26 protein-coding genes and 1 pseudogene are annotated in these 25,177 nt (G+C 35.0%); 1 reads left to right on the top strand and 26 read right to left on the bottom strand.

The annotated features are described in order from the left end of the window. The 21 genes and pseudogenes from ABI657_RS10695 to ABI657_RS10595 all read right to left on the bottom strand — a co-directional run. A pseudogene (locus ABI657_RS10695) lies at positions 1-121 on the bottom strand (acyl carrier protein); the annotation flags it as partial. A gap of 2 nt (positions 122-123) precedes the next feature. Continuing rightward, complete coding sequence (locus ABI657_RS10690) at positions 124-738, bottom strand: 3-oxoacyl-ACP synthase (RefSeq protein ID WP_348097250.1); 615 nt, start codon at positions 736-738, stop codon at positions 124-126. Positions 739-776: 38 nt separating this feature from the next. Beyond that, the gene (locus tag ABI657_RS10685; protein WP_348097249.1) at positions 777-1,292 is read right to left on the bottom strand and encodes a hypothetical protein; all 516 of its coding nucleotides are present in this window, start codon (positions 1,290-1,292) and stop codon (positions 777-779) included. Next, positions 1,289-1,774 carry a hypothetical protein gene (locus tag ABI657_RS10680; RefSeq protein WP_348097248.1) on the bottom strand — a complete coding sequence of 162 codons (486 nt, stop codon included), beginning with the start codon at positions 1,772-1,774 and terminating at the stop codon, positions 1,289-1,291. Before ABI657_RS10680 ends, ABI657_RS10685 begins: the two co-directional genes overlap by 4 nt. Positions 1,775-1,804: 30 nt before the next feature. Continuing rightward, entirely contained in the window at positions 1,805-2,944 is a 1,140-nt protein-coding gene (locus ABI657_RS10675; protein WP_348097247.1) for a beta-ketoacyl synthase N-terminal-like domain-containing protein, read from the bottom strand. A gap of 137 nt (positions 2,945-3,081) precedes the next feature. Then, a complete protein-coding gene (locus tag ABI657_RS10670; protein ID WP_348097246.1) occupies positions 3,082-3,531 on the bottom strand; it encodes an acyl-CoA thioesterase in 450 nt (149 codons plus the stop codon). Continuing rightward, positions 3,506-4,789 carry an ABC transporter permease gene (locus ABI657_RS10665; RefSeq protein ID WP_348097245.1) on the bottom strand — a complete coding sequence of 428 codons (1,284 nt, stop codon included), beginning with the start codon at positions 4,787-4,789 and terminating at the stop codon, positions 3,506-3,508. The genes ABI657_RS10670 and ABI657_RS10665 overlap by 26 nt, the downstream gene beginning before the upstream one ends. After that, on the bottom strand, positions 4,779-5,477 hold the full coding sequence (locus ABI657_RS10660; protein WP_348097244.1) for an ABC transporter ATP-binding protein: 699 nt from the start codon (positions 5,475-5,477) through the stop codon (positions 4,779-4,781). The genes ABI657_RS10665 and ABI657_RS10660 overlap by 11 nt, the downstream gene beginning before the upstream one ends. A gap of 60 nt (positions 5,478-5,537) precedes the next feature. Further along, positions 5,538-6,536, bottom strand: coding sequence for a BtrH N-terminal domain-containing protein (locus tag ABI657_RS10655; RefSeq protein WP_348097243.1), 999 nt, complete (start codon positions 6,534-6,536; stop codon positions 5,538-5,540). Next, positions 6,526-6,939 (bottom strand): hypothetical protein, encoded by a 414-nt coding sequence (locus ABI657_RS10650; protein ID WP_348097242.1) that lies wholly within the window; start codon positions 6,937-6,939, stop codon positions 6,526-6,528. Before ABI657_RS10650 ends, ABI657_RS10655 begins: the two co-directional genes overlap by 11 nt. Before the next feature lie 23 nt (positions 6,940-6,962). Next, on the bottom strand, positions 6,963-7,427 hold the full coding sequence (locus tag ABI657_RS10645; RefSeq protein WP_348097241.1) for an ABC transporter permease: 465 nt from the start codon (positions 7,425-7,427) through the stop codon (positions 6,963-6,965). A 9-nt stretch (positions 7,428-7,436) separates the two neighbouring features. Then, entirely contained in the window at positions 7,437-7,868 is a 432-nt protein-coding gene (locus tag ABI657_RS10640; RefSeq protein WP_348097240.1) for a hypothetical protein, read from the bottom strand. Then, positions 7,868-9,001 (bottom strand): beta-ketoacyl-ACP synthase III, encoded by a 1,134-nt coding sequence (locus tag ABI657_RS10635; protein WP_348097239.1) that lies wholly within the window; start codon positions 8,999-9,001, stop codon positions 7,868-7,870. Before ABI657_RS10635 ends, ABI657_RS10640 begins: the two co-directional genes overlap by 1 nt. Positions 9,002-9,012: 11 nt before the next feature. After that, complete coding sequence (locus tag ABI657_RS10630) at positions 9,013-9,915, bottom strand: dialkylrecorsinol condensing enzyme DarA (protein WP_348097238.1); 903 nt, start codon at positions 9,913-9,915, stop codon at positions 9,013-9,015. Between the two features lie 43 nt (positions 9,916-9,958). Next, complete coding sequence (locus ABI657_RS10625; RefSeq protein WP_348097237.1) at positions 9,959-11,599, bottom strand: NAD(P)/FAD-dependent oxidoreductase; 1,641 nt, start codon at positions 11,597-11,599, stop codon at positions 9,959-9,961. A gap of 58 nt (positions 11,600-11,657) precedes the next feature. Then, positions 11,658-12,539, bottom strand: a complete 882-nt coding sequence (locus ABI657_RS10620; RefSeq protein ID WP_348097236.1) for a lipid A biosynthesis acyltransferase — start codon at positions 12,537-12,539, stop codon at positions 11,658-11,660. Next, positions 12,539-12,793 carry a phosphopantetheine-binding protein gene (locus ABI657_RS10615; RefSeq protein ID WP_348097235.1) on the bottom strand — a complete coding sequence of 85 codons (255 nt, stop codon included), beginning with the start codon at positions 12,791-12,793 and terminating at the stop codon, positions 12,539-12,541. Before ABI657_RS10615 ends, ABI657_RS10620 begins: the two co-directional genes overlap by 1 nt. Further along, positions 12,786-14,021 (bottom strand): beta-ketoacyl-[acyl-carrier-protein] synthase family protein, encoded by a 1,236-nt coding sequence (locus tag ABI657_RS10610; protein WP_348097234.1) that lies wholly within the window; start codon positions 14,019-14,021, stop codon positions 12,786-12,788. Before ABI657_RS10610 ends, ABI657_RS10615 begins: the two co-directional genes overlap by 8 nt. A gap of 18 nt (positions 14,022-14,039) precedes the next feature. Continuing rightward, positions 14,040-14,771, bottom strand: a complete 732-nt coding sequence (gene fabG, locus ABI657_RS10605; protein WP_348097233.1) for a 3-oxoacyl-ACP reductase FabG — start codon at positions 14,769-14,771, stop codon at positions 14,040-14,042. A gap of 124 nt (positions 14,772-14,895) precedes the next feature. Beyond that, on the bottom strand, positions 14,896-16,104 hold the full coding sequence (locus tag ABI657_RS10600) for a WG repeat-containing protein (RefSeq protein WP_348097232.1): 1,209 nt from the start codon (positions 16,102-16,104) through the stop codon (positions 14,896-14,898). Between the two features lie 34 nt (positions 16,105-16,138). After that, positions 16,139-17,659, bottom strand: coding sequence for an aromatic amino acid ammonia-lyase (locus tag ABI657_RS10595; protein WP_348097231.1), 1,521 nt, complete (start codon positions 17,657-17,659; stop codon positions 16,139-16,141). Between the two features lie 102 nt (positions 17,660-17,761). Between ABI657_RS10595 and ABI657_RS10590 the strand changes: the two genes are divergently transcribed. Continuing rightward, positions 17,762-19,015: an NAD(P)/FAD-dependent oxidoreductase gene (locus ABI657_RS10590; protein ID WP_348097230.1), complete on the top strand. Its 1,254-nt coding sequence runs from the start codon at positions 17,762-17,764 to the stop codon at positions 19,013-19,015. A gap of 14 nt (positions 19,016-19,029) precedes the next feature. On the opposite strand, the gene ABI657_RS10585 is transcribed toward ABI657_RS10590, so the two are convergent. The 5 genes from ABI657_RS10585 to ABI657_RS10565 form a co-directional block, all read right to left on the bottom strand. After that, positions 19,030-19,635, bottom strand: coding sequence for a hypothetical protein (locus ABI657_RS10585; RefSeq protein ID WP_348097229.1), 606 nt, complete (start codon positions 19,633-19,635; stop codon positions 19,030-19,032). A 93-nt stretch (positions 19,636-19,728) separates the two neighbouring features. Next, positions 19,729-20,745, bottom strand: a complete 1,017-nt coding sequence (locus ABI657_RS10580) for an FAD:protein FMN transferase (RefSeq protein WP_348097228.1) — start codon at positions 20,743-20,745, stop codon at positions 19,729-19,731. A gap of 17 nt (positions 20,746-20,762) precedes the next feature. Next, positions 20,763-22,952 carry a PepSY domain-containing protein gene (locus ABI657_RS10575; RefSeq protein WP_348097227.1) on the bottom strand — a complete coding sequence of 730 codons (2,190 nt, stop codon included), beginning with the start codon at positions 22,950-22,952 and terminating at the stop codon, positions 20,763-20,765. Between the two features lie 97 nt (positions 22,953-23,049). Further along, positions 23,050-23,532: a DUF2271 domain-containing protein gene (locus ABI657_RS10570; RefSeq protein WP_348097226.1), complete on the bottom strand. Its 483-nt coding sequence runs from the start codon at positions 23,530-23,532 to the stop codon at positions 23,050-23,052. A 73-nt stretch (positions 23,533-23,605) separates the two neighbouring features. Further along, positions 23,606-25,108: an ankyrin repeat domain-containing protein gene (locus ABI657_RS10565; RefSeq protein ID WP_348097225.1), complete on the bottom strand. Its 1,503-nt coding sequence runs from the start codon at positions 25,106-25,108 to the stop codon at positions 23,606-23,608. Positions 25,109-25,177: the final 69 nt, after the last annotated feature.

Here is a 25,177-nt window from a genome sequence, read left to right as displayed (position 1 = left end):
AGTCTAAACCTAAACCGTCTCCAAACAAAGGATCGTTATCAGCAATGTCTTCGATGGCGATATCTTCTAAGTTTAGTGTCGTGATGATTTTGTTTTTTAATTCTTGTTTTAATGCTTCCATGATTATTTATTGTATAATGTATTGATCGTTTCGTTTGTATAATTCTCGTTTTCTTCCTTACTGATGAGACAAAGAAAAGCTTTGTAATCGTCATTAAAAAATTCTACCCAGCCACAGAGAACCAAATCTGCTTTATCTGAATTCAGTAATATATTGGAATAATTCCACATAAACTCAGTATTGAAAGCATCAAATATAAAGAAAGAATTTTCACTTTTCAGCTGATGGCGGATACTTATTTCTCCCAGACAAATATTGGGCAGCGTATAAACAAAAACCGCCGGACTCGGATAATAGTTTTCTTTGTCTGAAATCGATTCCTGATATTTTACATCGGTATCTAAACTCGATGATTTATTGGCCAAAACCAAAGCGATATTATTTTCCTGCTCGGAAGAAGTAATCGGACTCAAAAGCAATTCTGATCCTAAAAAAGCCAATTTGCTCAACCCATCCATTTTGAAAAACTTCGGGTATTGCATGTCAAAATTGCGATAGGCTTGTTTAGAGAAATCAGCGAAATTGGTGGGTTCAATTTTGAATACAGAAGTTCCGTTTAAAACAATTTCGTTGTTTTGGATTGTGCAATAGGATTGTATGTGGGTTTTTTGAGTCATTTTGGCCATCATTGTAAATTCAAAAGAGGTAATGAATCTTAATTGATTTTTAATATTTTAAAGCTTTTTCCCTCTTTTAGAACATTCCCGTAAACTTTTTCTTCTCCAATATCTTTTTTAATTGCATTCTCTAACTTAAGTAAAGTTTTTTCTAAATATTCATAATTAACAATCAAGACTCTTTCTGTACTGTAACCAAAACTTCTTTGAATAGTGTCCAAATCAGGTGCATGTCTTTTTTCCCATTCTTTCCCAACAAGTACTTTTTCTATTTCTAATAATCTTTTTTCAATTTCAGGATGGTCATTTAAGAAACCATTTGCTATTGAATCTGCAAATTCTTGTAACTGAGGTCCTGCAGTTTCATTTAGAATGATTGCGTCTTTTATTTCAGTAACGTCATCTAAATCATCGGCATTCATAAAATTAGTTAGATGAAGGCCTTTTTTTATTACTCGTATATCAGCAGTGGTAACTAATATTGCACAGGATAGATCAATGTATTTTCCATTATAATATGTTCTATCAAGACAGCTTTCAAGGTCATTTTTCAAAAGATGAGGCATAGCGAAACGAAGCTGAAAAACACCATGCTTCGCTCCATTTGTATTCCATTTCCATCATTTGAAAGTTCAATGCCATTAACACAATATCCTATTTCTTTTTCAAATTGATTTACTCCTTTATAACCAATTCTAACCGGAACTAAATCTTCAGTTGAATTTATTAATCCAGTTGGTACAATATCATTTGGGTAAGGAGAAAAAATCCAAGAAGTTCCAGGCTGTCTATATTTACATTCAATAAGCATTGATAATACAATAAGTCTGTCATCATTATCTAAGCATTTATAAGATCTTAAATCAACAGAAAATTCGGTTAATTCATTTTTTTCATTAGGTCTGATGTATGGATATTCACCGAAAATAGAATGACCTAAATTATCAAGAATGTTAGAAGTTACGTATTCTAGTGGTAGCCCAGTTTTTAAAAAACCAGTTTTCCATTTATTGTTAGAGGTCGTTTTTTTTTCCATTTTAATTTTCTACTTTTTTAATATTTGGCTTTACTTCACTTTCTCAAAAATCACAGCCGTATTACAACCCCCAAATCCAGAAGCTGTTTTCAGAAATATTTCAATATTCGCCGCTCCATTTCTCTCAATAACATTTATAGATTCACTAACCCCAATTTCATCAAAACCTTTCGATTCAAAAAGCAGATTTTGATTGGCAGATTCAATCGCAATTACGGTTTCTAATAATCCCGAAGTGCCTAAAGTATGGCCATAAAATCCTTTCAAACTATTGACTGGAACATTTTGTAAATCTAAACGATTTAAGGCAATCGCTTCCATTTCGTCGTTGAATAGAGTTGCCGTTCCGTGCGCTGAAATATAATCGATTTGATCGGAATTGATCTGCGCTTCTTTCATCGCATTTTGAATACTTCTAAACAAACCTTCGCCTGTTTTTGAAGGTCCGGAAATATGATTGGCGTCGTTTATCGAACTGTCTCCAATCACTTTTATTTTAGCATTTCTGGCTTCCGCCGAAACTAAAACTGCGGCTGTTGCTTCGCCTAAACTTACGCCGGTTCTGTTTTTAGAATACGGTTTACAAGGCAAATCGCTCATCGCCTGAAAAGCATTAAAACCGGACAAAACAAATTGGGATACTTCGTCGCCGGCAACAACAAAAATGTTGTCATAAAGTTCGGACTGAATCATTCTTTTGGCAACGGAAACGGCTAAAATGCCGGAAACACAGGCATTTGAAACGACAATTGGCGTTGATTTAAATCCGAAGAAATCGGTAATATTTTTTGCTAAAACATTCAAATGTGCGTTTTGAAAATTGGCTTCAGAATTCTCTTGTAAAGCCGTAACATTTCCTTTTGTGGTCGAAAGTATAAATGCCGTTTTCGAATTTAATTCGATTCCGGAATTTTTGATAATCGGCGCTAAAGCCAGAATCATCATTTTTTCTAAACGGGAATATTTTGTATCAGTACTTATTTTTTCAAAAGCAGTGTTTATTTTTTCATTAGAAATTACAGAAGCATAAAACGGATTTGGCATCAAAGAAATATCCTGATGCAATTGAATTCCGGAATCGCCACGCAAAATCGCTTCGATATTGGATTCAACATCAAAACCTAATGGGGTGATACAATTGGTTTCATTTATATATACTTCTTTTAACATTTTATAATTTAAAATTTTAAAGGTTTTACGCAGATTAGTGTAGATTAAAGCAGATTTGAAAAGATTTATATTTTTAATTAATGCTAATTTGTGAATTGCTTCGCCAATTCGTTATCGCTCGAATTGTGACTAAAACTTTATCTCAACAACCCAACTTTTCGTTTCCATTCCTCATAAAAAGGAGGATTCGTCAGCATCAAATTACCTTCTTTATCTAAAAATACCTGAACGGTTTCTCCAGTGCAGGCAACTTCGCCTTTTGCATCAATTATTTTAAAACGATAAATCATCTTGGCAGCGGGCGTATCGATAACGGTTGTTTCAATTGTAACGACATCTCCATAACGCAAAGACAATTTGTGTTCGCATTTTGATTTTACAATGGGTGTTGTGTAACCTGTATTGCCAATATCTAAATAAGTAAGTCCGTGTTGGCGTCCAAAGGCTTCTCTTCCATCTTCAAAATAGGTAATATAATGTCCGTGCCAAACGATTCCGAGTGGATCAGTTTCGTTAAAACGAATTCTGATTTCATGCGAAACGGTAAGTTGCGTGGCCTCGTTATACTGTTCTTTTCTTTTTGTCATAAAATAAGGCAATGGAAGTTGTGATTATAAAGAACAAAAATAGCAAACTTATTTTTGGAATGATTTCGACAAAAGAAACGTTGCGCAATAACACATCATAAAAAGATTCTAATGCCCAATTCATAGGTGATGATTTGGCAATGAGCTGCATGATTTTTGGCATTACAAAAATCGGAACCCAAACTCCTCCAATGGCAGCTAAAATGATGACACTTGTTGCGCCAAACGGAGCCGACTGTTCTTGCGTATTCGCAATAGTGCCTAATAAAATTCCGAACCCGATGGCAGCAAAACCGGAGAACAAAGCTACTACACTCATTAAAAGCCAATGCCCTTCTATATTTAAAGGAGGCAAACCAATATGCGGAAATAAAAATATTGCGACAGCGGCCATCATATAAAACTGAATCATACAAATGGCAGAATAAGTAATCGTTTTCCCGATAAAGACAATTAAATTAGAAACCGGATTAGTCCTTAATCTAATAAAAGTTCCCTGTGTTTTTTCTTTTACTATATTAATAGATAAGGGAATAACAATAAAAAATATAGCAAAAAGGGTCCAGGCCGGAACGTTGTGCTGTACCGAATTGGGTAATATTTCTTTATTATTTATTTTCGGAATTATTTCTTTGAACTTGATAAAGCTTTTTTGTTCGAATTGGGTATTTTCTTCGCCGAATTGATTTTGAAAAGTAGTATAAATAGATTTTGTTTCAATTTGAGAAATCATTTTGTCAATAGAACTCATCACAGAATTTTTGAAACTCATTTGAACCGCCGGATCAAAATACAATTTCACTTCTTTCTGATGTAAAATTTTTGAAGTTTTCGTTTGGGAAATACTATCTCCTAAACCCATTTTACTTACGATATTCTGTACATTCTGGTCAATTTTGGATTGCAAATCAGCACTTAGGTCTTTTGGAATTATAATGGCCAATTGAAATTTTCCTTTGTAAACATTTTCTCTGGCAACTTCTTCCGTAATAGGCTGATTGTCGATTTGAGTGACAACGCTGAATAATTGACTTTTTTCAAAATTATCAAAAACAGTTTTCGAAACGGAACCTTTGTCATTGTCGACTAACAGAATCTGAATTTTGGTATCGCTTACGGTTTTAAAAGTGCTGTCCTGAATTAGTGTAACCGTGATTACAAGAACCAATGGCATGATAAATAAAATGATCAAACCGCCTAAATCCCGTTTAAGCAGTAAAAATTCTTTTACGACAGACATCCAAATTTTATATAGCATCTCGAAAGTCTTTACCGGTTAATGAAATAAAAACATCTTCGAGATTTCTCGCCTTTTCAACAGACGCAATCAAAGTTGACGGCGTCCCTTGGGCGTAAATTTGTCCCCGGTCTAAAATGGCAATATTGGTGCAGAAATCTTCGGCTTCAGCCAAATGATGCGACGTATAAATAATCGTAGTTCCGTTTTGCTTTAAGACTTTTAAATAATCCAGAATGGCATTTTTCGATTGTACATCTACACCAACCGTTGGTTCATCCAAAAACAAAACTTTCGGATTGTGCAGGATTCCGGCAATCAAATTCACACGGCGTTTCATTCCGCCAGAAAAGGTTTCAATGCGTTTGTCAGCAAATTTTAAAAGGCCTAAAAGTTCTAAAGTCTCGATGACTTTTTCTTTCAGCTCCGAACCTTTCAATCCGTACATACTTCCAAAATAATGCAGGTTTTCACGAGCTGTCAAAGTTGGATACAAAGCATATTCCTGAGGAACAACTCCGATAATTTTTTTGATTTTGGAGGAATGATTTGCATAGTTTAAATCATCAATCGTAAAATGTCCTGAGGTTGGTTTTACCAATCCACAGAGCATGGATATTAAAGTTGTTTTTCCGGCACCATTCGGACCTAATAATCCAAAAATCTGGCCTTCATTTATGTCCAGCGACACGTTGTTCAAAGAATACATTTCTGCATCTTTGTACTTTTTCGAAAGGGATTCTATTTTTATAATGGGTTGCAAAATATCTTAGCTGATCGCTTTTTTTAGTTTTTTGAAAAAGATTTCTTCTCGATTGGCAATGCCCAAAAGTTCATCGGCAATGGCATTATAAGCGTCTTCTTTGGCGCTTCTGTTTTTATAAATTCGGGAAGCTTCTACGGCAAAATCGCGCCATGAATCTCCAATTTGAGTCATTTCTTTAGAAAGTAATTTCAGTTCTTCATTACCTAAAACAACCGAAGCTTCCTGTAAAAAGGCCGCATAAATAAAACGAAAACCACCGCCACCGGTTCCAATTTCTTCCTGCATGCGCACCATTTGTGCCAGATAATGATTGGCTTTTCTAACGCCATGTTTTACAGGCCATTTTCTAATTCTTCTTGAAACTAATCGAATCCCGCGCACGCCAACAATTGGCATTGGTGCCAGCATATCACGGCACGTATTTTTGATTCCTTTAATGATAGCACTTTTAAAATCAACATTCTTTGGAATCTGAATTGGGTAATACATCTGGCCTTTTGGTGCAAATGCTCCTTTGGCAAAACGTACTTTGTCTAATTCATCATGGGTTAAAGTTGTAACGGTTTCCATCACAGGATCACTGATTAAATAATCGGTTTCGGTTTTTCCGTAAACGACTAAATTATGTGCGTTGAAATGAAAGCGGTATTCATCAGGAAAATAACTCAAATTGTAAACGCCTACTTGTAATCCGGTTGGAATATTGTTTTTTAGATTTTCATCTAAAGCCTTATTGGCACTTATGACAGATGAAAATTTTTGTCTTTTTATTTTAAGATTTAAACGGCTTGCTACTTTGTTGAAAATTTGTCCTGGCAAAGTCCTGTAACTGATTGCCGGCGCATGATTTACTTTTATAAAAGGCAGGTATACAAATAAAAGCCCGGAACCAATTCCGAAAATCATCGGTTCGCTGATGTTCAGTCCGCTGTTTTTTAACAGGTTAGAAGCCACTCCATTTTCGCAATGGGCAGATTGATGATGGGTGAATTTAGTTTCCATTAAACTGTTTGATATTCTTTAACTCGGCTATTGAAATGTCAAAAGCATCGGCATATTTCTGTAAAATCTTGTCGTTCAATTTAGCGAAAATTACTGGTTTAAAATGTCTTTTTACGCGCCATTTCCACATGTCAACATACCCTGCAAGTATCGTAAGATCCATTTTATTGAGTTCCATATAATAACAAATCGGACTCCATTCTCCAATTTGGACTTTAAGTTTCGCTTCTTCTGCACGTTCTTTTATATCATCGATTGCGTTCGAAAGGGCTATTGCTTTTGGTTCCCAGCCCGTGCTTAAAGCCGTTGTATAATTACCGTTTTCATCGGTTGCATATACTAATTCCTTGAGATTTTTTTTGCTTAAATTTCCATCGTGCTGAGGTACATTTTCTTTTTCCATGACGGTTTTTATTTCAATTAGAATTATGTTGTCGCTGAAACCGTCTTTTGAATGAACAAATTAATTTCACATTCTAAAAGTAATTGGTTTTCTAATAAACTTTTGCAGCTCATAGTGCACAAGGTATAATCGTCGCCAGCAAATTTCGAAACCAAAGTTGCTTTAGTTGTTATCGTATCACCAACTTTTGGCAGCGAATGTATTTTTACATTTTTTAAAGCGCTGATAAAACCAATAACGTTGACGTTCTCATTTTCTGTGCCGTCATCCTCAAAAAAATATTTTTTTCCAACAATTGACGAACAGGTCTGCGCTGTATTTTCGATTAAACCTGCTTCTGTAAAAGTGTTTTTATCGACAAAAATATTATCTTCTTTGATAAAAAAGATGGTTTCTACGAAGTTGGCATCGATATCTAAAATCAAATCGACCATGAGCATTGGAGCTCGATGAGGTAAATAATTTTGGATGTCAATTCCTACTATCATATCTCTTGTTTATTTGGCTAAAACAGTTTTCATTTGTCCCCTTGCAATTTCTTCATTATTCGAAAAAGTCACAATGTCAACTAAAGTGATTCCGCCAAATTCCTGTAAAATCGTAATAGTTGATTGAATGGTATCGTTTATTTTTGGCAATTTTTTAATTGCGATATCTTTAATCGAACCAATGTAACCTGTTGGAGCAATTTCGTTTTTCAAAAAAAACTGATAACCGGTATGTAAAGCGACAGACTGCGCCATGTGTTCGATTAAGCCTGCTTCCAGAAAAGTATTTTCTTTTAAAAAAATATTCCCGTTTTGAATTTTCAAACCTGCACTCAATGAAGTTTCAGAATATGAAAATAGACGATCTACCATTACAAAAGGAAACTTTTGCGGTAATAAATCCCCAACAGCTTCTTTTTCTAAAAGTATTGTTGTTTCCATTAGCAAACAGTTAAATAAGCGTAAGCAAAAGAAAATCTTCCACTTTCAGGAACTGATAATAAAATACGATCGCCCTTTTTTAATTTTCCTGAATTCATTAATTCTTCAACAGCGATATAAATAGATGCCGATCCCACGTTTCCAACTCTCAAAAGGTTCATAAACCATTTTTCATCAGTAATTACAATTCCTTTTTCATTTAGGCCTTTTTTCAATCCATCAACAAAAAAATGAGAAGAAACGTGTGGAAGAAAATAATCGATTTGATCTGCGGTAATATTATTTTTTGACATGGCTTCACTCATACTCTGAACGCCTTTTGGTAAAATAAATTCGTCAAGCAATTTTACATCTTGTTTTACGGCAAAAACAGATTCCTTTAACCATTCTTCCGGGGTAAAATCGCTCCATGGTTTTATTTCGCCGTTTTCTAATTTATCACCGCCGGCGTACATACAGGTTTCTAATTCGAAAGCATACGAAAAGGATTCCATCCATTCGACTTTTAATGAAATTCCATCTCCGGGTTTATTTTCCAATAAAAAAGCACCTGCTCCGTCAGACAACATCCAGCGTAAAAAATCTTTTTTGAAAGCAATAATAGGCTGTTCTTCAAGGTTTTTTAAATTGATGATTTCATGATTATATTTTTGAGCCGAAAGCCAGGTCGAAACTTTTTCAGATCCTGTACAGATGGCATTTTTAGAATTCCCTGATTTTATCGAAAGAAAACCATATTTTAAAGCGTTCATTCCCGAACAGCAAATTCCGGTTGAGGAATTCAATTCTACCGATCGGTTTTTTAACAACCCGTGTACCATGGCTGCATGTGAGGGTGCTATGACATCAGCTGAAGAAGTTCCGCAGGACAGCACTTCTAAGTCCTGAGCTGTAAAATGTTCATCAAATAACTGTACAACAGCATTTCGGGTTAATTCAGCATTGTTATGGGTACTTTTTCCGGTTTTATCCAAAGCATAATAGCGGCTTGTAATTTTATTATTGCGTAAAATAATACGTCTTGCTTTAGAAGCATTGTCATTTATCAATCCCAAATACTCTTCCATTTCATTATTCGAAACAGCTTCATTGGGCAAATACTTTGCTGCTTTGGTTATATATACTTCAAACATAATTTAATCTCCTAAACTCCCTGATAATATTGAGTTTCTTTTTTTATGGTTTTTAGCTTAAAAGGATAGGTAATAAGGTGCAATATATACACTATTGGCGAGATTAGCCATATTGCAAGGAATAAATAAACGTAAAAGATTTTCAGAAGCAATTTCCTCTTTTTTTGATTTTTATAAATCAAATTAGACCATTTATTAAAAATTTTATTGGCGGTTTTGTCAACCGTTACCAAATAAGGGCTGATACGTACAGCATCAATGGCAACTAATTTTGGTTGGAGATCGTTTAATTCATTTTGATTGAATTGAGAAAGAATGGTTTCGCCAAATTTTGTTGATTCCTGAATGTCTTTTTCAGAAACCCCAGGCAGAGGAAAAAAGCCCAAATAGTTCTTTTTTACTCCTGAAAACATCCATTTTACAATTGTTATAACACTGATTAAGTTGCCTGCACGATCTACTAAGGCTACATTTCCAACCAATTTTGCATTGGCATCTTTTAATAAAACCTTGATTTTTTCCTGTGCCATAATCCACATATTTCTGGATCCGTTAATGGTAACAACAGGCGTGTTCTCTAAGATTTTTTTTCCTTCAGCACTTTTTAAAAAAGAATTTATTGGAATTGATGGCGATAAATACCAAACCTGGTAATGAAGAAGTACCAAATCAAATTTTGTGTTTAGAATTTTTTCATGAACCGGTTTTAAAGTTGTTGGAACCTGTAAAAAGGTTTCCGGGAAAGCATCAAAAAATGTGGTTTTATTCCAAGGAAAAGGAAATGGTTTTTCTAACTGTATCTCATGAAAAGTTACCGTTATTTCCTCTGAATGTAAGAATGGTTTTGAAATATTTCGTGCAATCGATTCTAATTGACCTGACTGAGAATAATAAACAACAAGAACATTTTTCATTTAGGTTTCTGACTTTGGTTTACAGCAAAAATAAGTAAATTATTTAAACGAATTTCCTGATTTTATCTGTCCGTTTGGTATGTACCCAATCCGGCCAGGTTGAAGCATCTTCAGCATCGTAAATTCTTATTTTTTGATTTTCATCAGCAATCATTAAATCATCCGAAGTACAATTTAAAATTGAGGCTGCAGCTGCAATTCCGGAGTAGGTTGCCCCGGTCACTCCATGTGATAAGGTACAGGCACCACAGAGATGTAAATTTTCTATTTCGGTTTTGTTTTTAAAAGAAAATGGTCCCACCTGATTTAAGGTTTTCTCAGTTCCGTACACATTTCCGTTGGTTGAATTGATGTAAAACTGATTGGTTTTTGGCGTTCCCAATTCCACCTGAATAATATGATTTTTGGCATCCGGAATAATTTTTTCTATATTATTCATGAATTTCCCGATCACTTTTTCCTTAAAAAGGGCATATTCTTCAGTATGATAATTATCAGAATCTGAAAAATCAGGAACATGTTCATAATTGACATACGTGACAATTTCAAAATTATGATAACGTCCGTTAAAACTTGGCGGATCTTTGAGTGTTGTACAACTCATAAATAAGGAAGGAAATGAATCGCCGGAAGTAATAGTGTCGCTCATTAATTCCTCAAAATTGTCATCGTCATTCTCATCTTTCATCATCCAGAAATTTCCTGAATCAATTCCGTAAAGGGTAACATCCATATCTAACGTCAAAAATAGAATCAGGGAAGTAACGGAGTATTTTGTTTTCTGTAATTTTTTAATAAGCGATTGGCTCAAATGTTTTTTTCCAATCATGTTGAGATAGGTGATAGAAGGATCTGCATTTGAAATAATATTTTTGGCAAAAATCTGTTGCCCGTTTTCTAATTGAACGCCAATTGCCTTTTTATTTCCGATAATAATTTTTTCGACATTTTGCTTTACCCGAATTTCTCCGCCATGTTTTTTAATTCCGTTAGTCATCGCCTTTACAATACCGCCTCCGCCTCCCATTGGATAAAAACCGCCATCAAAATAATGTCCCATTACCGAACAATGAACAGGAAAACAGGCTCGGTTTGGTGAAAGTCCGTGGTCGCCACACTGAATGTTCAAAACTGCTTTCAGCATAGGGTTTTTAATGTGCCAGCCTACCACTTTTTTTAACGGAAATAAAGCAAATTTCCCAAAATGTTTGGTTCTGAACGGAACGGTAAGTTTCTGCCAAAGGCCTTTTAATTTAGGGATCAGCTGAAGTTCCTCGTTAACTTTTTGTACTAGAGTAAGATATTCCCGGATGTTTTTTTCTTCGGAAGGGAAATAGGAAGAAATCCTGGTTTTCAGATTTTCAAAACCCGCAGGCAAATCAAAAGTTGCATCGCCTATTAAACAATGCTCATAAGCATTTTTGTTCATTCTGAAAAAAACCAGATCATTTGCAATTCCAAGTCCGCGGTATAAATCATTGGTAGATTTTCCTTCATCCACAAGTCCCACATAATGAACTCCTGGACTAAAACGCTGTCCGTTTAAGGTAAAACTATGACTCCAGCCACCGGGAACATAATGCTGTTCAAGTACCAAAACTTTTTGTCCTGCTCTTGCCAGACAAATTGCAGTCGCCAAACCACCAACACCTGAACCTATGATAACCGAATCAAATTCTTCCATATTTTAATTTGTGTTTACTAAAGTAGAAAAAGAAAGTACAGTTTAAGAAGGATTTTCGTTAATCTTTTTGAGTTCCCCAAAAATCAAAATAGTTGAACCATTGCAGTGGATATTTCTGTAAAATAAATTCAACACTTTTTATGTATTCTTTCAGTAAGCCTTTTTCATCACGATGTTTTACAGAAGCCTCTCTGGCATATAAGTGATAATGCAAATTGGGTTCTTTCATCACATAAACAAAAACCACAGGAACTTTTAATCGGGAAGCAATTAAAAAAGGACCGGCAGGAAAGTGAGCTTCTTTGCCCAGAATTTTTTCAGAAAGGGATTTGGTACCTTCAAAATAACGGTCGCCTGTAAGACAAACTAATTCATTTCTGGCCAAGGCTGCATTGATTTCAAAAATATGGGATAAATCATCTTTGATAATGATGAATTTTACCGAAGGTTTCTGTGCAACGCTTTCAAGGTAATTTTTGATAGCAGAATGTTCCAGATCGGTTGTGACCAAATTGATTCGGAAATCTAAATCAATATCACCTAAAAAATGTTCAGCAATTTCGAAATTTCCAACATGAGCGCTAATCAAAATACCGCCTTTTTTTTCTGCTAAAAGATTTTTAAGTACTTCAATTCCATCAAATTCATATGTAAATTTATTTCGCATTCCTGCAGAAATGGAAATTTTATCAATAATGGTCTGTCCAAGAGTATAGTAACTTTTGAAAACCATTTTTTTGGATTTCAGATAAGAATAGTGCTGCCTTTCCTTAAAGTAATAAAAAATAGCACGGTTGCTTTTTTTAAGAAAAATATAATAATACGAAGCAACAAAACAGAGTAAAAAATAAGCAGACTTTATACCCGCTTTCTGAATCAAAAAGACAAATATTTTATATCCTAAAACTGTTCCTTTTGATTTGCCATCCCATTGACTCATTAAGCTGTTTTTGCTTTTATTTTAGTTTCTATAAGGTCATAGAAATTTTGAAAAGTAGCAATTCCAACAAAATCAACTTCAACTAGTTTGACCCCAAAATTAGCTTCGATTGAAACTACAAGGTCAACATAATCTAGGCTGTCCAGTCCAAGTGTATCTTTTAAATTAGCTTCCGGTTCAATTTCATCATTGTCAACTTCAAATTCATCAACCAAAAAACCATTAATTTTTGTTATAATCTCTTCTTTATTCATCTTCTAATTTAAACTTTTTTACTACCAATGCAGAATTGGTTCCTCCAAACCCGAAGGAATTGGACAAAAATATATCAAATTTTTTGTTTAAAGTAGTTTTGACCAAATTTAATTTAGCAGCATCATCATCAGGATTTTCTAAATTGATGTTGGGAGCTATAAAATCATTTTGCATCATGATGATAGAATAGATAACTTCGCTGGCACCGGCCATCCAGCATTCGTGGCCTGTCATCGATTTTGTAGAGCTTACGGGAGGGTTGTTTTCTCCAAAAACTTCATATATCGCCTTGGCTTCATTTTCATCTCCAACCGGTGTTGAAGTTGCATGTGCGTTGATGTAGCCAATATCTGATGCTTTTAATTTTGCATCGTCAAGAGCTCTCTGCATCGCTGTAGCAGGGCCTTCTACATTTGGTGTAGAAATATGTCCTCCGTTTGAAGAAAATCCATAACCAGAAACTTCGGCAATGATAGTGGCACCACGAGCTATTGCAGATTCGTAGCTTTCAAGTATTAAAGTTGCCCCACCACCACTTGGAATTAATCCGTCGCGGCCAGCATCAAAAGGTCTTGAAGCTTTTTCAGGTTCATTTTCCCTATTGGAGAAAACACCTAAACCATCAAAACTGCTCATCGCAAATTTATTGATTTCCTGAGCCCCTCCGGTAATAATAATATCCTGAAAACCGCTTTTTATTAAAAAATAAGCCAGTCCAATTGAATGTGAACCGCTTGCACAGGCAGCACTTATAGTAAGATTGATGCCACGGAGTTTAAAAATAGTCGAAAGATTCATCGTAACCGTAGAATTCATCGATTTAAAAATCGCACCTGAACCAATTAAAGCAGTGTCTTTTTTCTCACGGACAATGTCTGTTGCCTCAATGATCGCTTTTGAGACACTATCATTTCCATACATAATTCCAACTTCGCGATTGTCGAAAAAGGCATCGTCGATATTGGCATTTTTTAAGGCTTCGATAGTGGCCATGTACGCATATTCGGTTTCTTCACCAATGCTCATGCGTTGTCTTCGGGTCAGTAAATTTTTTAAATCCGGTTTTGGAACCATTCCTGTCAAAGCCGACTGAAAACCAAATTCTTTTCTTTCAACATCAAACTGAATACCAGATTTTCCATTATACAATGACTGCTTAACTTCCTCCAATGAAGTTCCGATGCAGGAATAAATTCCCATTCCAGTAATTACAACTCTCCTGTTCATCTTCTTTTAAAGTAATTTTTAAGAATAAATTCCACCGTTTATATTGATAATTTCTCCTGTAATATAGCTTGATTTTTTTGAAATCAAAAAGCTTACCAAATCGGCCACTTCTTCAGCTTCTCCAAAACGATTTACCGGAATTAGTTTTAATAGCTCCTTTTCGTCTAACTGGCTTGTCATATCGGTTCTGATAAAACCGGGTGCAACAGCATTAACTGTTATATTTCGTTTTGCCACTTCCTGGGCTAAAGCTTTAGTTGCTGCAACAATCGCGCCTTTTGCAGCAGAATAGTTGGTTTGTCCCGCTGTTCCTTTTACTCCGGACACAGAAACCATATTTACGATTCGGCCATATTTATTGCGTAACATTTTCTGAATAAAAAACTGCGTAACATTAAAGAATCCGTTTAGGCTGGTATTCACAACACTATTCCAGTCTTCCGGAGACATCCACATAAATAAACCGTCTTTTGTAATTCCGGCATTGTTTACGATAGCTTCAACAATTGCTTCCGGATTAGCTTCCTGCCATTGTGTTAACGTTTTTTGGACTTGATCAAAATTAGAAACATCAAAACCTAGAATTTCTCCGGTTCCGCCTAATTTTTGTACTTCCTGAAGCGTTTCTTCGGCAGCAGTTTTATTTGAATGGTAATTAATCAGAATATGATAACTGGCTTCAACGGCTAATTTTTTACAAATAGCACTTCCAATTCCTCTTGAACCACCCGTTACTAATACACATTTCATATATGTGGAATTTATTTTTTATTGGTCATAAATGGGATCGCTTTTTACTTATTGGTTTTGTCAAGACAAAATTATTATTAGCGATTTCATATATGTGGAATTTATTTTTTATAGGAAATAAAGATTATTTTTTTTTCTTAGATGCTGGTTTTGTTACTGCTTTAGTTTCAGCTTTTGGTTTTTCAGCAGCGGCTTCATTTGTGTTGCTTTTTTCACCTGCTTGAGAAAATAGTTCAGCGTTTTCAAACCATTGATTGCCCAATACAGTTCCGTCAGGTTTAAGAAACCCCCATTTTCCTTCGTTTTTCACTCTTGCAACACCATCAATAAATCCTTTATCCTGTTGTACAAAAAGGGCTATGAATCCGTTTGCAGTAATGCCATATTGAGTTGGGATTACCAATTTACCTGCTTCATTGATGAATCCCCAGTTTTTTTCTTTTACCGGAGCCAGTCCGTTTGCAGCAAAAACTTCAGCATCGCTGTAAGTTGGCGGAATTACGAATTCAGCTTTTGGATTGATGTAACCCCATTTAGACCCTACACAAACCGGAGCTAAATTTTTATAGAAAGCTTTTGCTTTATCATAAATAGGAAGAATAATCCAATTCCCTTTTAAGTCAATAAAACCGATTTTGTCATTCTTTTTGGCATAAGTCAAATCCTGATTTTCAAAGTCCCAGATTTTTTCAGCGCCGTCAACCGGAATAAATTTTCCTGCGCTTACAATTCCAAAAGTTTTGTCTTTTCTTGCCCAGGTTGTATTTTTAAAATAATTGCCTATTTCATCGTAAGCAGGCTCTACCAATTCTTTACCGCCCGTATTAATAATTCCCCATTTTTTATTGCTTTCGACTCTGGCATAACCATTTTCGAAAGGTTTGATCTGATCGTATTTTGGTTCTAAAACAACAGTCATTTTCGAATTGATTAATCCCACTTTATCAGCTTGTCTAAAAAAAGCAACTCCTTCATTAAAATCAAATAATTTGTCTGTTGCAGGAGCGTTTAAAACTTCTCCTTTAGTATTGATATATACCCAGTCCTTCACTTTTTTGACAATGGCAACCCCGCTGTTAAAATCTTTTGCATCATCAAAAGTTGCCGGAATTACTAATGTTCCTTTCTTGTCAATAAAGCCCCATTTTCCATTATCCTGTATGGCAGCTAATCCTTCAGAAAAACTTCTGGCAGCTTTATACTGAGGTTCGATTTTAAAAGATCCGTCTTTAGCAATATATCCGGATTTACCATTTTTTTTAACTAAAGCCAGTTCCTGACTATTAACAAATTGAATAAATACTAACAATAAAAAAAGCAATGATTTTTTCATAGGTTTAAAATTCAAGATTAATAATTTATTAATGTTAACTGTTGATAAGGTAATCTTTTACTTGCTGTACAAATGGATACATTACCTGATCTTCCTTAAATACAGGGATTATATTTCTTACATCATCATACCATTTTTTGGTAACCGATGAAATTTTATCTTTTTGTTCTAAATAATCAATTGCCTGAACAATAGTAATCATTTCGATACTTAAAACTTCAAAAGCATTTTCTATCACTTTTGATGTAATAACCGCAGCATTTGTTCCCATACTTACAATGTCCTGATTGTCATTGTTGTTTGGAATACTGTGAACGTACATTGGGTTGGACAACATCTGGCTTTCTGCAGTTGTTGAGGTCGCGGTAAACTGAACACCCTGCATTCCAAAATTAAATCCTAATGTTCCTAAATTGACAAATGGAGGGAGAATTTCGTTGATTTTTGAATTCAGTAAATAATTCAATTGACGTTCTGCCAGCATCGTTAATTTGGTAATTACGATTTTCAGTTTGTCCATTTCAAGCGAAATATAATCGCCGTGAAAATTTCCTCCGTGATAAACGTGTTTGTTTTTTACGTCGATAATAGGATTGTCGTTTGCCGAGTTGAATTCGTCTTCCAAAATAGAAGCCACATTATTAATTGTTTCTAAAACGGGTCCCAAAATTTGAGGAACACATCTTAAAGAGTAATATTCCTGAACTTTTTCCTTAAAAATTTCTTCGGTATTTTCTCCGGAATATAAATGGTCTTCCCTTTTTCGAATTAAAGTACTGTCAGAAAGATTTTCTCTCATTCTTAACGCCACTTCCTGCTGACCTTTATGACGTTTGGTTTGGTTCAATTCTTCAGAAAAATGATCATCATAAGCCTGAACCAATTCATTTATGGCACACGAACATTTTAATGACCAGTCTAATAATTTATTGGCATGATGTACATTTACAACGCCAATGCCGGTCATTACAGATGTCCCGTTTATTAGAGCCAGACCTTCCCTGATTTCTACCTGGATTGGTTGTAAACCTTCAATTTCAAAAACTTCGGAAGTGGGTCTTCGTTCTCCCTTATAAAAAACTTCGCCTTCGCCAATTAAAACCAAGGCTAAATGCGCTAATTGTACTAAATCTCCACTTGCCCCAACACCACCGTGTTCAAAAATTAAAGGAGTAATGTCTCTATTGATGAGTTCTGCCATTAAGTAAATTACAGATGAATGAACACCCGAATTCCCTAATGATAATGAGTTTAAACGAGCCAATATTGCTGCTTTTGCACAAACCGGACTTAAAGGTTTTCCTGTACCTGAAGAGTGGCTTCGGATTAAATTATATTGCAGCTGAATCTGGTCTGACTCCTTAATTTTATATTGTGCCATTGGTCCAAAACCAGTATTTACACCATATATTATTTTATTTCCTGAAAATTCTTTTAGAAAATTAAAGCTTTCATTTACACGATTAAGCACTAAATCACTGATGACTACTTTAGTATTTCCAAAGATAATAGACTTAAATCCTGCTAAACTTAAATATTCATTAATTGTACTCATTTAACCTGTTTTGATTGTGCTAATTTAATTTTATTTATCAAAATAAATGTAGTTATTTTGATGGAGGCAAATGTAAGTTAAATAAATCATAACATTTCTATTATGACACAGGAGTTTGTAGATGTATTAATCATAGGCGCAGGACCATCAGGATGCGTCTCGGCGTCCTATCTTCATAAAAATAATGTAAAGATAAAAGTGGTCGAAAAAACAAAATTTCCAAGACTTGTAGTGGGCGAAAGCCTTATTCCACGAGTAATGGATCATTTTGCTGAAGCAGAACTTTTTGAAAGTCTCGATGCCATGAATTTTGAAAAAAAATTAGGTGCCCGGTTTATCAGAGGTGAAGAAATTTGTGTTTTCGATTTCAGTCAGAAGTTTGGCGAAGGGTGGGATTGGACCTGGCAGGTTCCAAGAGCTGATTTTGATAACACCATGGCGCAGGAAATTATCAGAAAAGGAATAGACCTCGAATTTGAATCGGAGGTTTTGGAAGTTTCTTTTGAAGAAAAAAATTCTAAAACGATTGTAAAAGATAAAGATGGAAATCTGAAAGAAATACACGCTAAATTTATTATCGATTCCAGCGGTTACGGCCGCGTTTTACCACGACTTTTAGATTTGGATACCCCATCACAATTAGATCCGCATTCCTCAATATTTACACATGTAAAAGACATTAACAGACCAGAAGGAGAGGAAGGAACTCAAATTTCATTCGATATTCTGGAGACCGAAGTCTGGTTATGGGTAATTCCGTTTTCGAACGGGAATACAAGTTTGGGAGTTGTAGGGCCAACGGATTTCATTAATTCATTATCAGAAAACAAAGACAATGCCGAAGCTTTGCGAAATGCAATTCAGCAATCTGATTATTATATTAAGAGATTTGAAGGAACGGAGTTTTTGTTTGAGCCGGTAAAACTGGAGAATTATTCAAGAGCCGTAAAAAGAATGTACGGAGATGGTTTTGCTTTGACAGGAAACAGCTCAGAATTCTTAGATCCGGTTTTTTCATCAGGGGTTGCTTTTGCTACAGAATCAGGAATGTTAGCGGCAAAATTATACCTTAAAGAATCGAAAGGAATTGAAGTGGATTGGGAAACCGAATTCACAGGTTACATGAAACGCGGAATTGCGGTTTTTACCACTTATGTGAAAGAATGGTATACTGGAAATCTTCAGACCTTATTTTTTCATCAGCCTGAAAATTTAGATGTAAAGGAAAAAATATGTTCTGTTTTGGCAGGTTATGTCTGGAATGAAGATAATCCTTTTGTAAAAAAACATGACCATGTGATCAAAAATATGGCGTATTTACTCAACATGCAAAAAGAACAAAGCCCTAACTATTAGGGCTTTGTTTTATATTATTTGTATGCTTTTTTAGCAATCAGTTTAGCAAGGGATTTTGCTGTTTTAGCATAGCCTTCACCAATTCTGGATTCGTTGCTAAAATTACTTCCCCATTGGTCCCCCGGCGCTTCTTCGCTTGTAATTTCAAGTAAGACATTGGATTTATTAGCTGTCTCAACAAACTTTAAATTGGTTGAAACTTTAGCAGGCTGTTTCATAATCGCAGCATCCCAACCCGGATATACCCAGGTAGTTTTTACAATCAAGGTATAAGGACTATTTAATCCTTCCTGAAAATTCAGGTCTTTTTTCTCTTTTTGCAGTACAACGTTTATTAATTCCAGGAATTTGGGAGTCCATATTAATTCCTTGGAAGAATACCATTTCTTTTGCCAGATAGTACCATTTCCTTTGTATTTTTCGTTTAACTCGGCAGTCCTTTCTTCCACATATTGCTTTTCGGTTTTATTCTCTTTCATCATAGTGAAATTACTATAATCGAACTCAATATTAATTTCTTTTTGATTTTTGATAAAATCAAAATTGCCCTTAACAACATTCATGTCCTGAGCAAAAGTAATCCCTGTAAAAAGCAGCAATGCAAATACTATTTTCTTCATAAAAATGGTTTTAGGTTAAGGTTCAAATGTAAGTTTAAAATTTTATTCTTTATGAAGAATTATCCTAAAAATATTCCACTAAAGAAAAAAAAATTACAAATTAGAATGAATTTTTTTCTTTCGGAAGTTTTTAGATTTTACTGTTTTATGATCATCAGTAATCATCAGACAGCTGTAATCAGGATATTTGGCAAGTAATTTTAGTCCTTCTTTTTTACCCAAAACCATTAAAGAAGTACTGAAACCGTTTGCCATTTCAGCACTTGGTCCAAAAACTGTAACACTGCTGAGTCCAGTAGAAGGATATCCGGTAGCAGGATTGATGATGTGAGAATAGCGTTTACCATTAAAAACAACGAATTTTTCATAACTGCCCGAAGTGGTTACCGCGCCATTGTTTATCGGAATCACACTCACTAATTTTTCAGTATCAAATGGATTGGTAATGCCAATATTCCAGGGTTTACCATCAGGCTGTTTTCCCCAGGCAATCATATCTCCGGAGGCGTTTACGATTCCTGCAGTTATTCCTTTTGAAAGCATTAGATCACGGGATTTATCTGCAGCATAACCTTCCCCTAAAGCGCCAAATCCAATTTTCATTCCTTTCAATTTCAGGAAAATGGTGGATTGAATACTATCCAGAATAATATTTTTGTAGCCTACTTTTTCTACTGATTTTTTAATGGCTTCATCAGAAGGCATTGCCGTCATTGATCCGTCAAATTTCCAGATTCTGTCCATAGCCGCAAAACTGATATCAAAAGCACCATTTGTAATTTCAGAAAAATAAAGGGCTTTTTTCGTTAATTCAAAAACTTCTCTGTCTACTTTTATGGGTTTGATACCCGCATTTTGGTTTACCGTTGATACCTGCGAATCTGATTTCCAGTCAGATATCAGATTTTCTATTCTTGTGATTTCTGCAATAACGATGTCTATATTTTCTTCTGCGATTAACGAATCTTTTGCTACGATTGTAATGTCAAAACGACCGCCCATCAACATTGTTGTTCTTTTTCTTAAAGTTTGGCTATTGCTTATAAAACTGCCAATCAGTAAAAAAATAAATATAAATGTCTTTCGTGTGAAGATTGGATTTACAGTCATATTTTTATTTTAAAAATTTAATAGCAGTCGGTCAGGAAGTGACCATTGGCTTTATAATCTGAAATACTGCTATTTGCTTTTTCCAGACAAAGGGAATCGAGAACTGACTCAACATCCTGCTGCATCGCAAGTGAACCACAAATCATGATGGTTCCGCCTTGTTTCAGCAGATTGACAAAAAAATCGGAATCTCGTTTTATCAAATCCATTACATAATAATGGTTTTCTTCACGGGAAAAAGCCAGCTGGAAATTTTTTAACTGCTTTTTTTCAGTCATTTCTGCTGCGAATTTTTTATAACCCAGCGTTGTTTCTGTTTCTTTACGAAAACCGCAATATAAATGAACGTCTGTTTTTTTCTTATTCTGTTCGATCATCCCCAAAAAAGGAGCAATTCCGGTTCCGTTGGAAATCATAGCAATAACGGGTGCTTTTTTGGGAAAATGGAAAGACTTATTATTGATAATTCGTGCCTTTATAACCGATCCGGGTTCAACATTATACAAATAACCGGAACCTAAACCGGAAGGATGCAGTTTTACCACTAATTGAATATTTCCTTTGATTTTACCTATAGAATAAAGACGTTCTTTTGTGTCGTTTGCCGGATATACTGCCAGAAGATCGCCTGAATTAAAGGGTGTTCGCATATTGGTACGAAGTGTCAACAAAAAAGTCTGATCGGTCTCGGAAATTAAAGTTTTGTCCAGCACCATCATTTTTTTCAGACCTTTTGGAACGTGATTGTAAACCGATGGAGTAGTAGAAAGTGCAATTCCTGTTTTCTGGCTCCATAATTTTACCCAATTCACAAATTCATCGGCAGATTTATCATTTACGGTTTGTAAATCCAAAAAGCGTTCCGACCAGTTTTGGGTTTCCAACAGTAAATCAATTTCACGTGCATAGGCACAAAAATCAGGATAGGCGTAAGAACCAAAACCAATAACAGAAAACTTCACATTTTGTTTTTGTGGAATTTTATTGACAAGCGATATAAATTTACCAGCATTCGAAGGCGGATCACCTAATCCGTGTGTTGAGGTGAAAATAATGATATGTTCTGCTTTAGAAAAAACAGTGTAATTATTTAGTTGCGTGATAAACGCCGTATGATCTTCGGCAAGCAATTGTTTGTGTATCGAATTGGCGAATCTTAGCGAACTTCCATTCTCTGATCCCACTAATAAAATAAACTTGCTTTCTTCTGCTTTGTATTTATTTTTGATTCGGCTTGACCTTCTTTTAAGGGTCATGGCAAAACCGGAATATATAAAATAAAGGATATTCAAAGATGCTATTCCAAGGATAAAAGCCCAAATACTATTGGAACGCCCGGTATGCAGATCAAGACTTAAATTAGACAAAAGAGTGGTCATTGGAAAAAGAGTTTCACTCACTATGGTTCCGGAAACCTGATCGACTTCAATTTCCCGGTCTTTTAATTTGATGATGTAATATTCCTCCGGATCGTCTGAGAAAGGGAACTCTATTTTTTTAACATCAGCGAGAAGCGTACTTTTAAATGCCGAAATCTTGTTTTTTGAAACAGGAACTGCTGCAGTAATTTCACTTTTTTCCGAATTTGATTTTTCCATGAAAAAGTTAAACCTTTCCAGAGATAAATAAGTGCCCGAAACAGCAATAATCAGAATGGGAACCAAGGCAAGTCTTCCTAGTACGACATGGTAATACTGAACTACGTATTCTTTGATAACTTTCGAAAAGAAATTACGTAAACCTCTTTGTCTGTTAATTACTAAGGCAAAACCAGAAATCGAAATCAGTATTAAAATAAAAGAAATCAATCCAATAAAAAACCGTCCTGTTTCTTTAAGGAATAAAGAGCGGTGAAGAGCCGTAACCCATTGGATGAATTCGGTTTTTTTTATGGGTGAACCTAATGTTTTTCCCGTTCTTGGATCGATGTAGGCATTAATATCTTCGCCTTCTTCATCAATACCCTGCAGTGTTACAAACTGATTGTGGTCAACACTTAGTTCTGTTATTTCAGGATATGCTTTTCTTAGGGCTGGCAAGGTTTCTTCCAAAGTTATTTCGCCGAAATTTTCTACACGGTAAGGCTGTGTTTTTTCCTGAATCGCATCTACCGAAAGAATAACTCCGGTTACCGATGCCAATATCAAAAATAAAGACGAAAAAACAGCCAGAGCCAGATGGGAATAACGCCAAAAAGAAAGAGTCATTGAAGATTTTTTTATTAAAACTACTTAAAAAGAATCTGCGAAAATCTGGAAATCTGTTTGACATAGATTTCCAGATTTGCGCAGAAAAAGTTCAAAATTATATTTTATTTAATCGTACATAGCGAATATATCCTTTGCCTTCTGTTTTAGCAGCAAGCCCTTCTGTAGTTAACGGAATCTCGATATCATTTACATAATATTTCTGGTCTTCAACAGCTGTTTCAAAACGTAGTTTATATCCTTTGTTGATTTTAGAATCTTCAATCTCTATTGTAGTAATGCTGCGATCTCCTCCGGTTACGGAAGCTCCTGTTTTTGCACTGATATTGGATGGTTTTTTAGAATGAAATTTATGCCATTCCTTAAGGGTATTGTACCATTTTTTATCGTCGCCCATTACGTAAAGTGTTTTTTCGTATTCTCCCTTAGAGTTGATAAGCGATACTACCACATAAGCACCTTCGCCCATATAATTGGACATTTGAAGCATACATTTATATTTACTTTCTTGTGCATTTGCCTGAAAAGATAAAAGACACATTAAGGCACTTACCAGACTTATTTTAATTATTGACTTCATTTGGATACTATTGTATTTATTGTATTGACAGATTGCCTCCGGGCATTTAGAACTTGGGTAGCAATTTACAGGATTATTTTAAAAACTCAACAGATATATTATTTTTGGTCAGCGACTCATTTTCTTTTGCCAAGGCATAAGCACTTTCGTCAAACTCGGTACTAACCTCTTTTTTGGCATCAATAGAAACGAGATATTTCAGAATAGCGTCATCTTTAGAAATCATTGCCGCTTTATGTAAAGCCGTTAAGCCGTCTTTGTTTTTAGCATTCACATCTATTTTTAAATCAGCAATTTTTTTCAATAAATCCAGATTGTTTTTAACGACAGCAATATGGTATAAAGTACTGCCATCTTTTTGCGGGGCAGCTAAATTTAATCCTTTGTCCTGAAGCAATTTTACTTTCGCTTCAAATGGGTCTTGTTTAGTTGCGTTAGCTTCCGGGCCACGACCTGCAGGTCTGTAAGACTGCACCAGGTAATATCCTAAATTGTTTCCTTCTTTGTCCAGAATATTTACATCTGCACCTTTATTTAAAAGAAGAGAAACTGCTTCCGGAGTTCCGTTTTTAACAGCTGCTGTTAATGCAGATTCTCCTTTATTATTTTGTGCATTAATGTTTTTTGTAATGGGTACTAATAGTTCAATTGCTGCAATATCTTTCGCTGAAGCAGCGTTGATTAAAGCTGTATTTCCTTCAATATCTGCTTTATTGCTGTCTACACCTTTAGCTAAAAAATAGTTGATATTTTCTGTTTGGTTTGGTTTTGTTGCCAGAAAATGTAATACTGTTTCACCTGATTTACTAGTGGTTGTCGGTTTTATTTTTAAATCTTCTACCAGATATTTATAAGTTTCCAGTGTGTTTGATTCTCTTCTTGAACCCTGAGCAGCAAAAATAAGTGCATTATCAGTATGCTTAACGCCTTTTTCCAATAATGATTTCAATAAAAGAATATTACCAGTTTTGGCTACATAGTTAAATGCAGTATTTCCGTTATTATCAACATCTTTAATCGATAATCCTTTAGAAACGAAATAATTAGTTAAAGTTAAATCTTTATCAGAAGGAATTGCCATCAGTAAAAGATTGGTTCCGTCTTTGTATTTTTTCTTTGGGTCAATGCCGGCTTTAAAAAAAGCTTCATAAACCGCAGTGTTTTTTTGACCGGAATTCGCTGCCATTACAATAGGAGTAGATCCGTGACTGTCTTCTAAATTGATATCCGATTTTTTACTTATTAGATATTCCACGATTTCTACATTGCCTTTATTGGCTGCCCAGTGAAGATAGATACGATTATCATGGGTCGATTTGCTAACATCATTACCTTTTTGTTCCAGTAAAAATTTTATGGTCGCAGCAGGAGCGTCGTTATTGATGGCCATAACAGCAGGATCAAATGATGTTGCGTTGAGTTCTGATGGATTATAACCTTTAGCAATTTCAGCTTTTACTGTGGTTACATCCGGAGAATTTTTCCAAAAAGCCTGATCCAAAAGTGTGTTTTTTTGTTGTGCATTAGCAAATAGAGTAATGACCAGAGCAAAACAAATAAAAATATTCTTTTTCATAAATTTTATATTAAGTTTTATAATAAGACAACTTAGCTGTGTTTTTTTGCATTATTTAGAATAAATAAA

The organism is Flavobacterium sp. (assembly GCF_039930565.1).
GTDB lineage: Bacteria > Bacteroidota > Bacteroidia > Flavobacteriales > Flavobacteriaceae > Flavobacterium.
The sequence above is the reverse complement of the archived record's forward strand: the minus strand, read 5'-3'. Positions and strand labels throughout refer to the sequence as shown.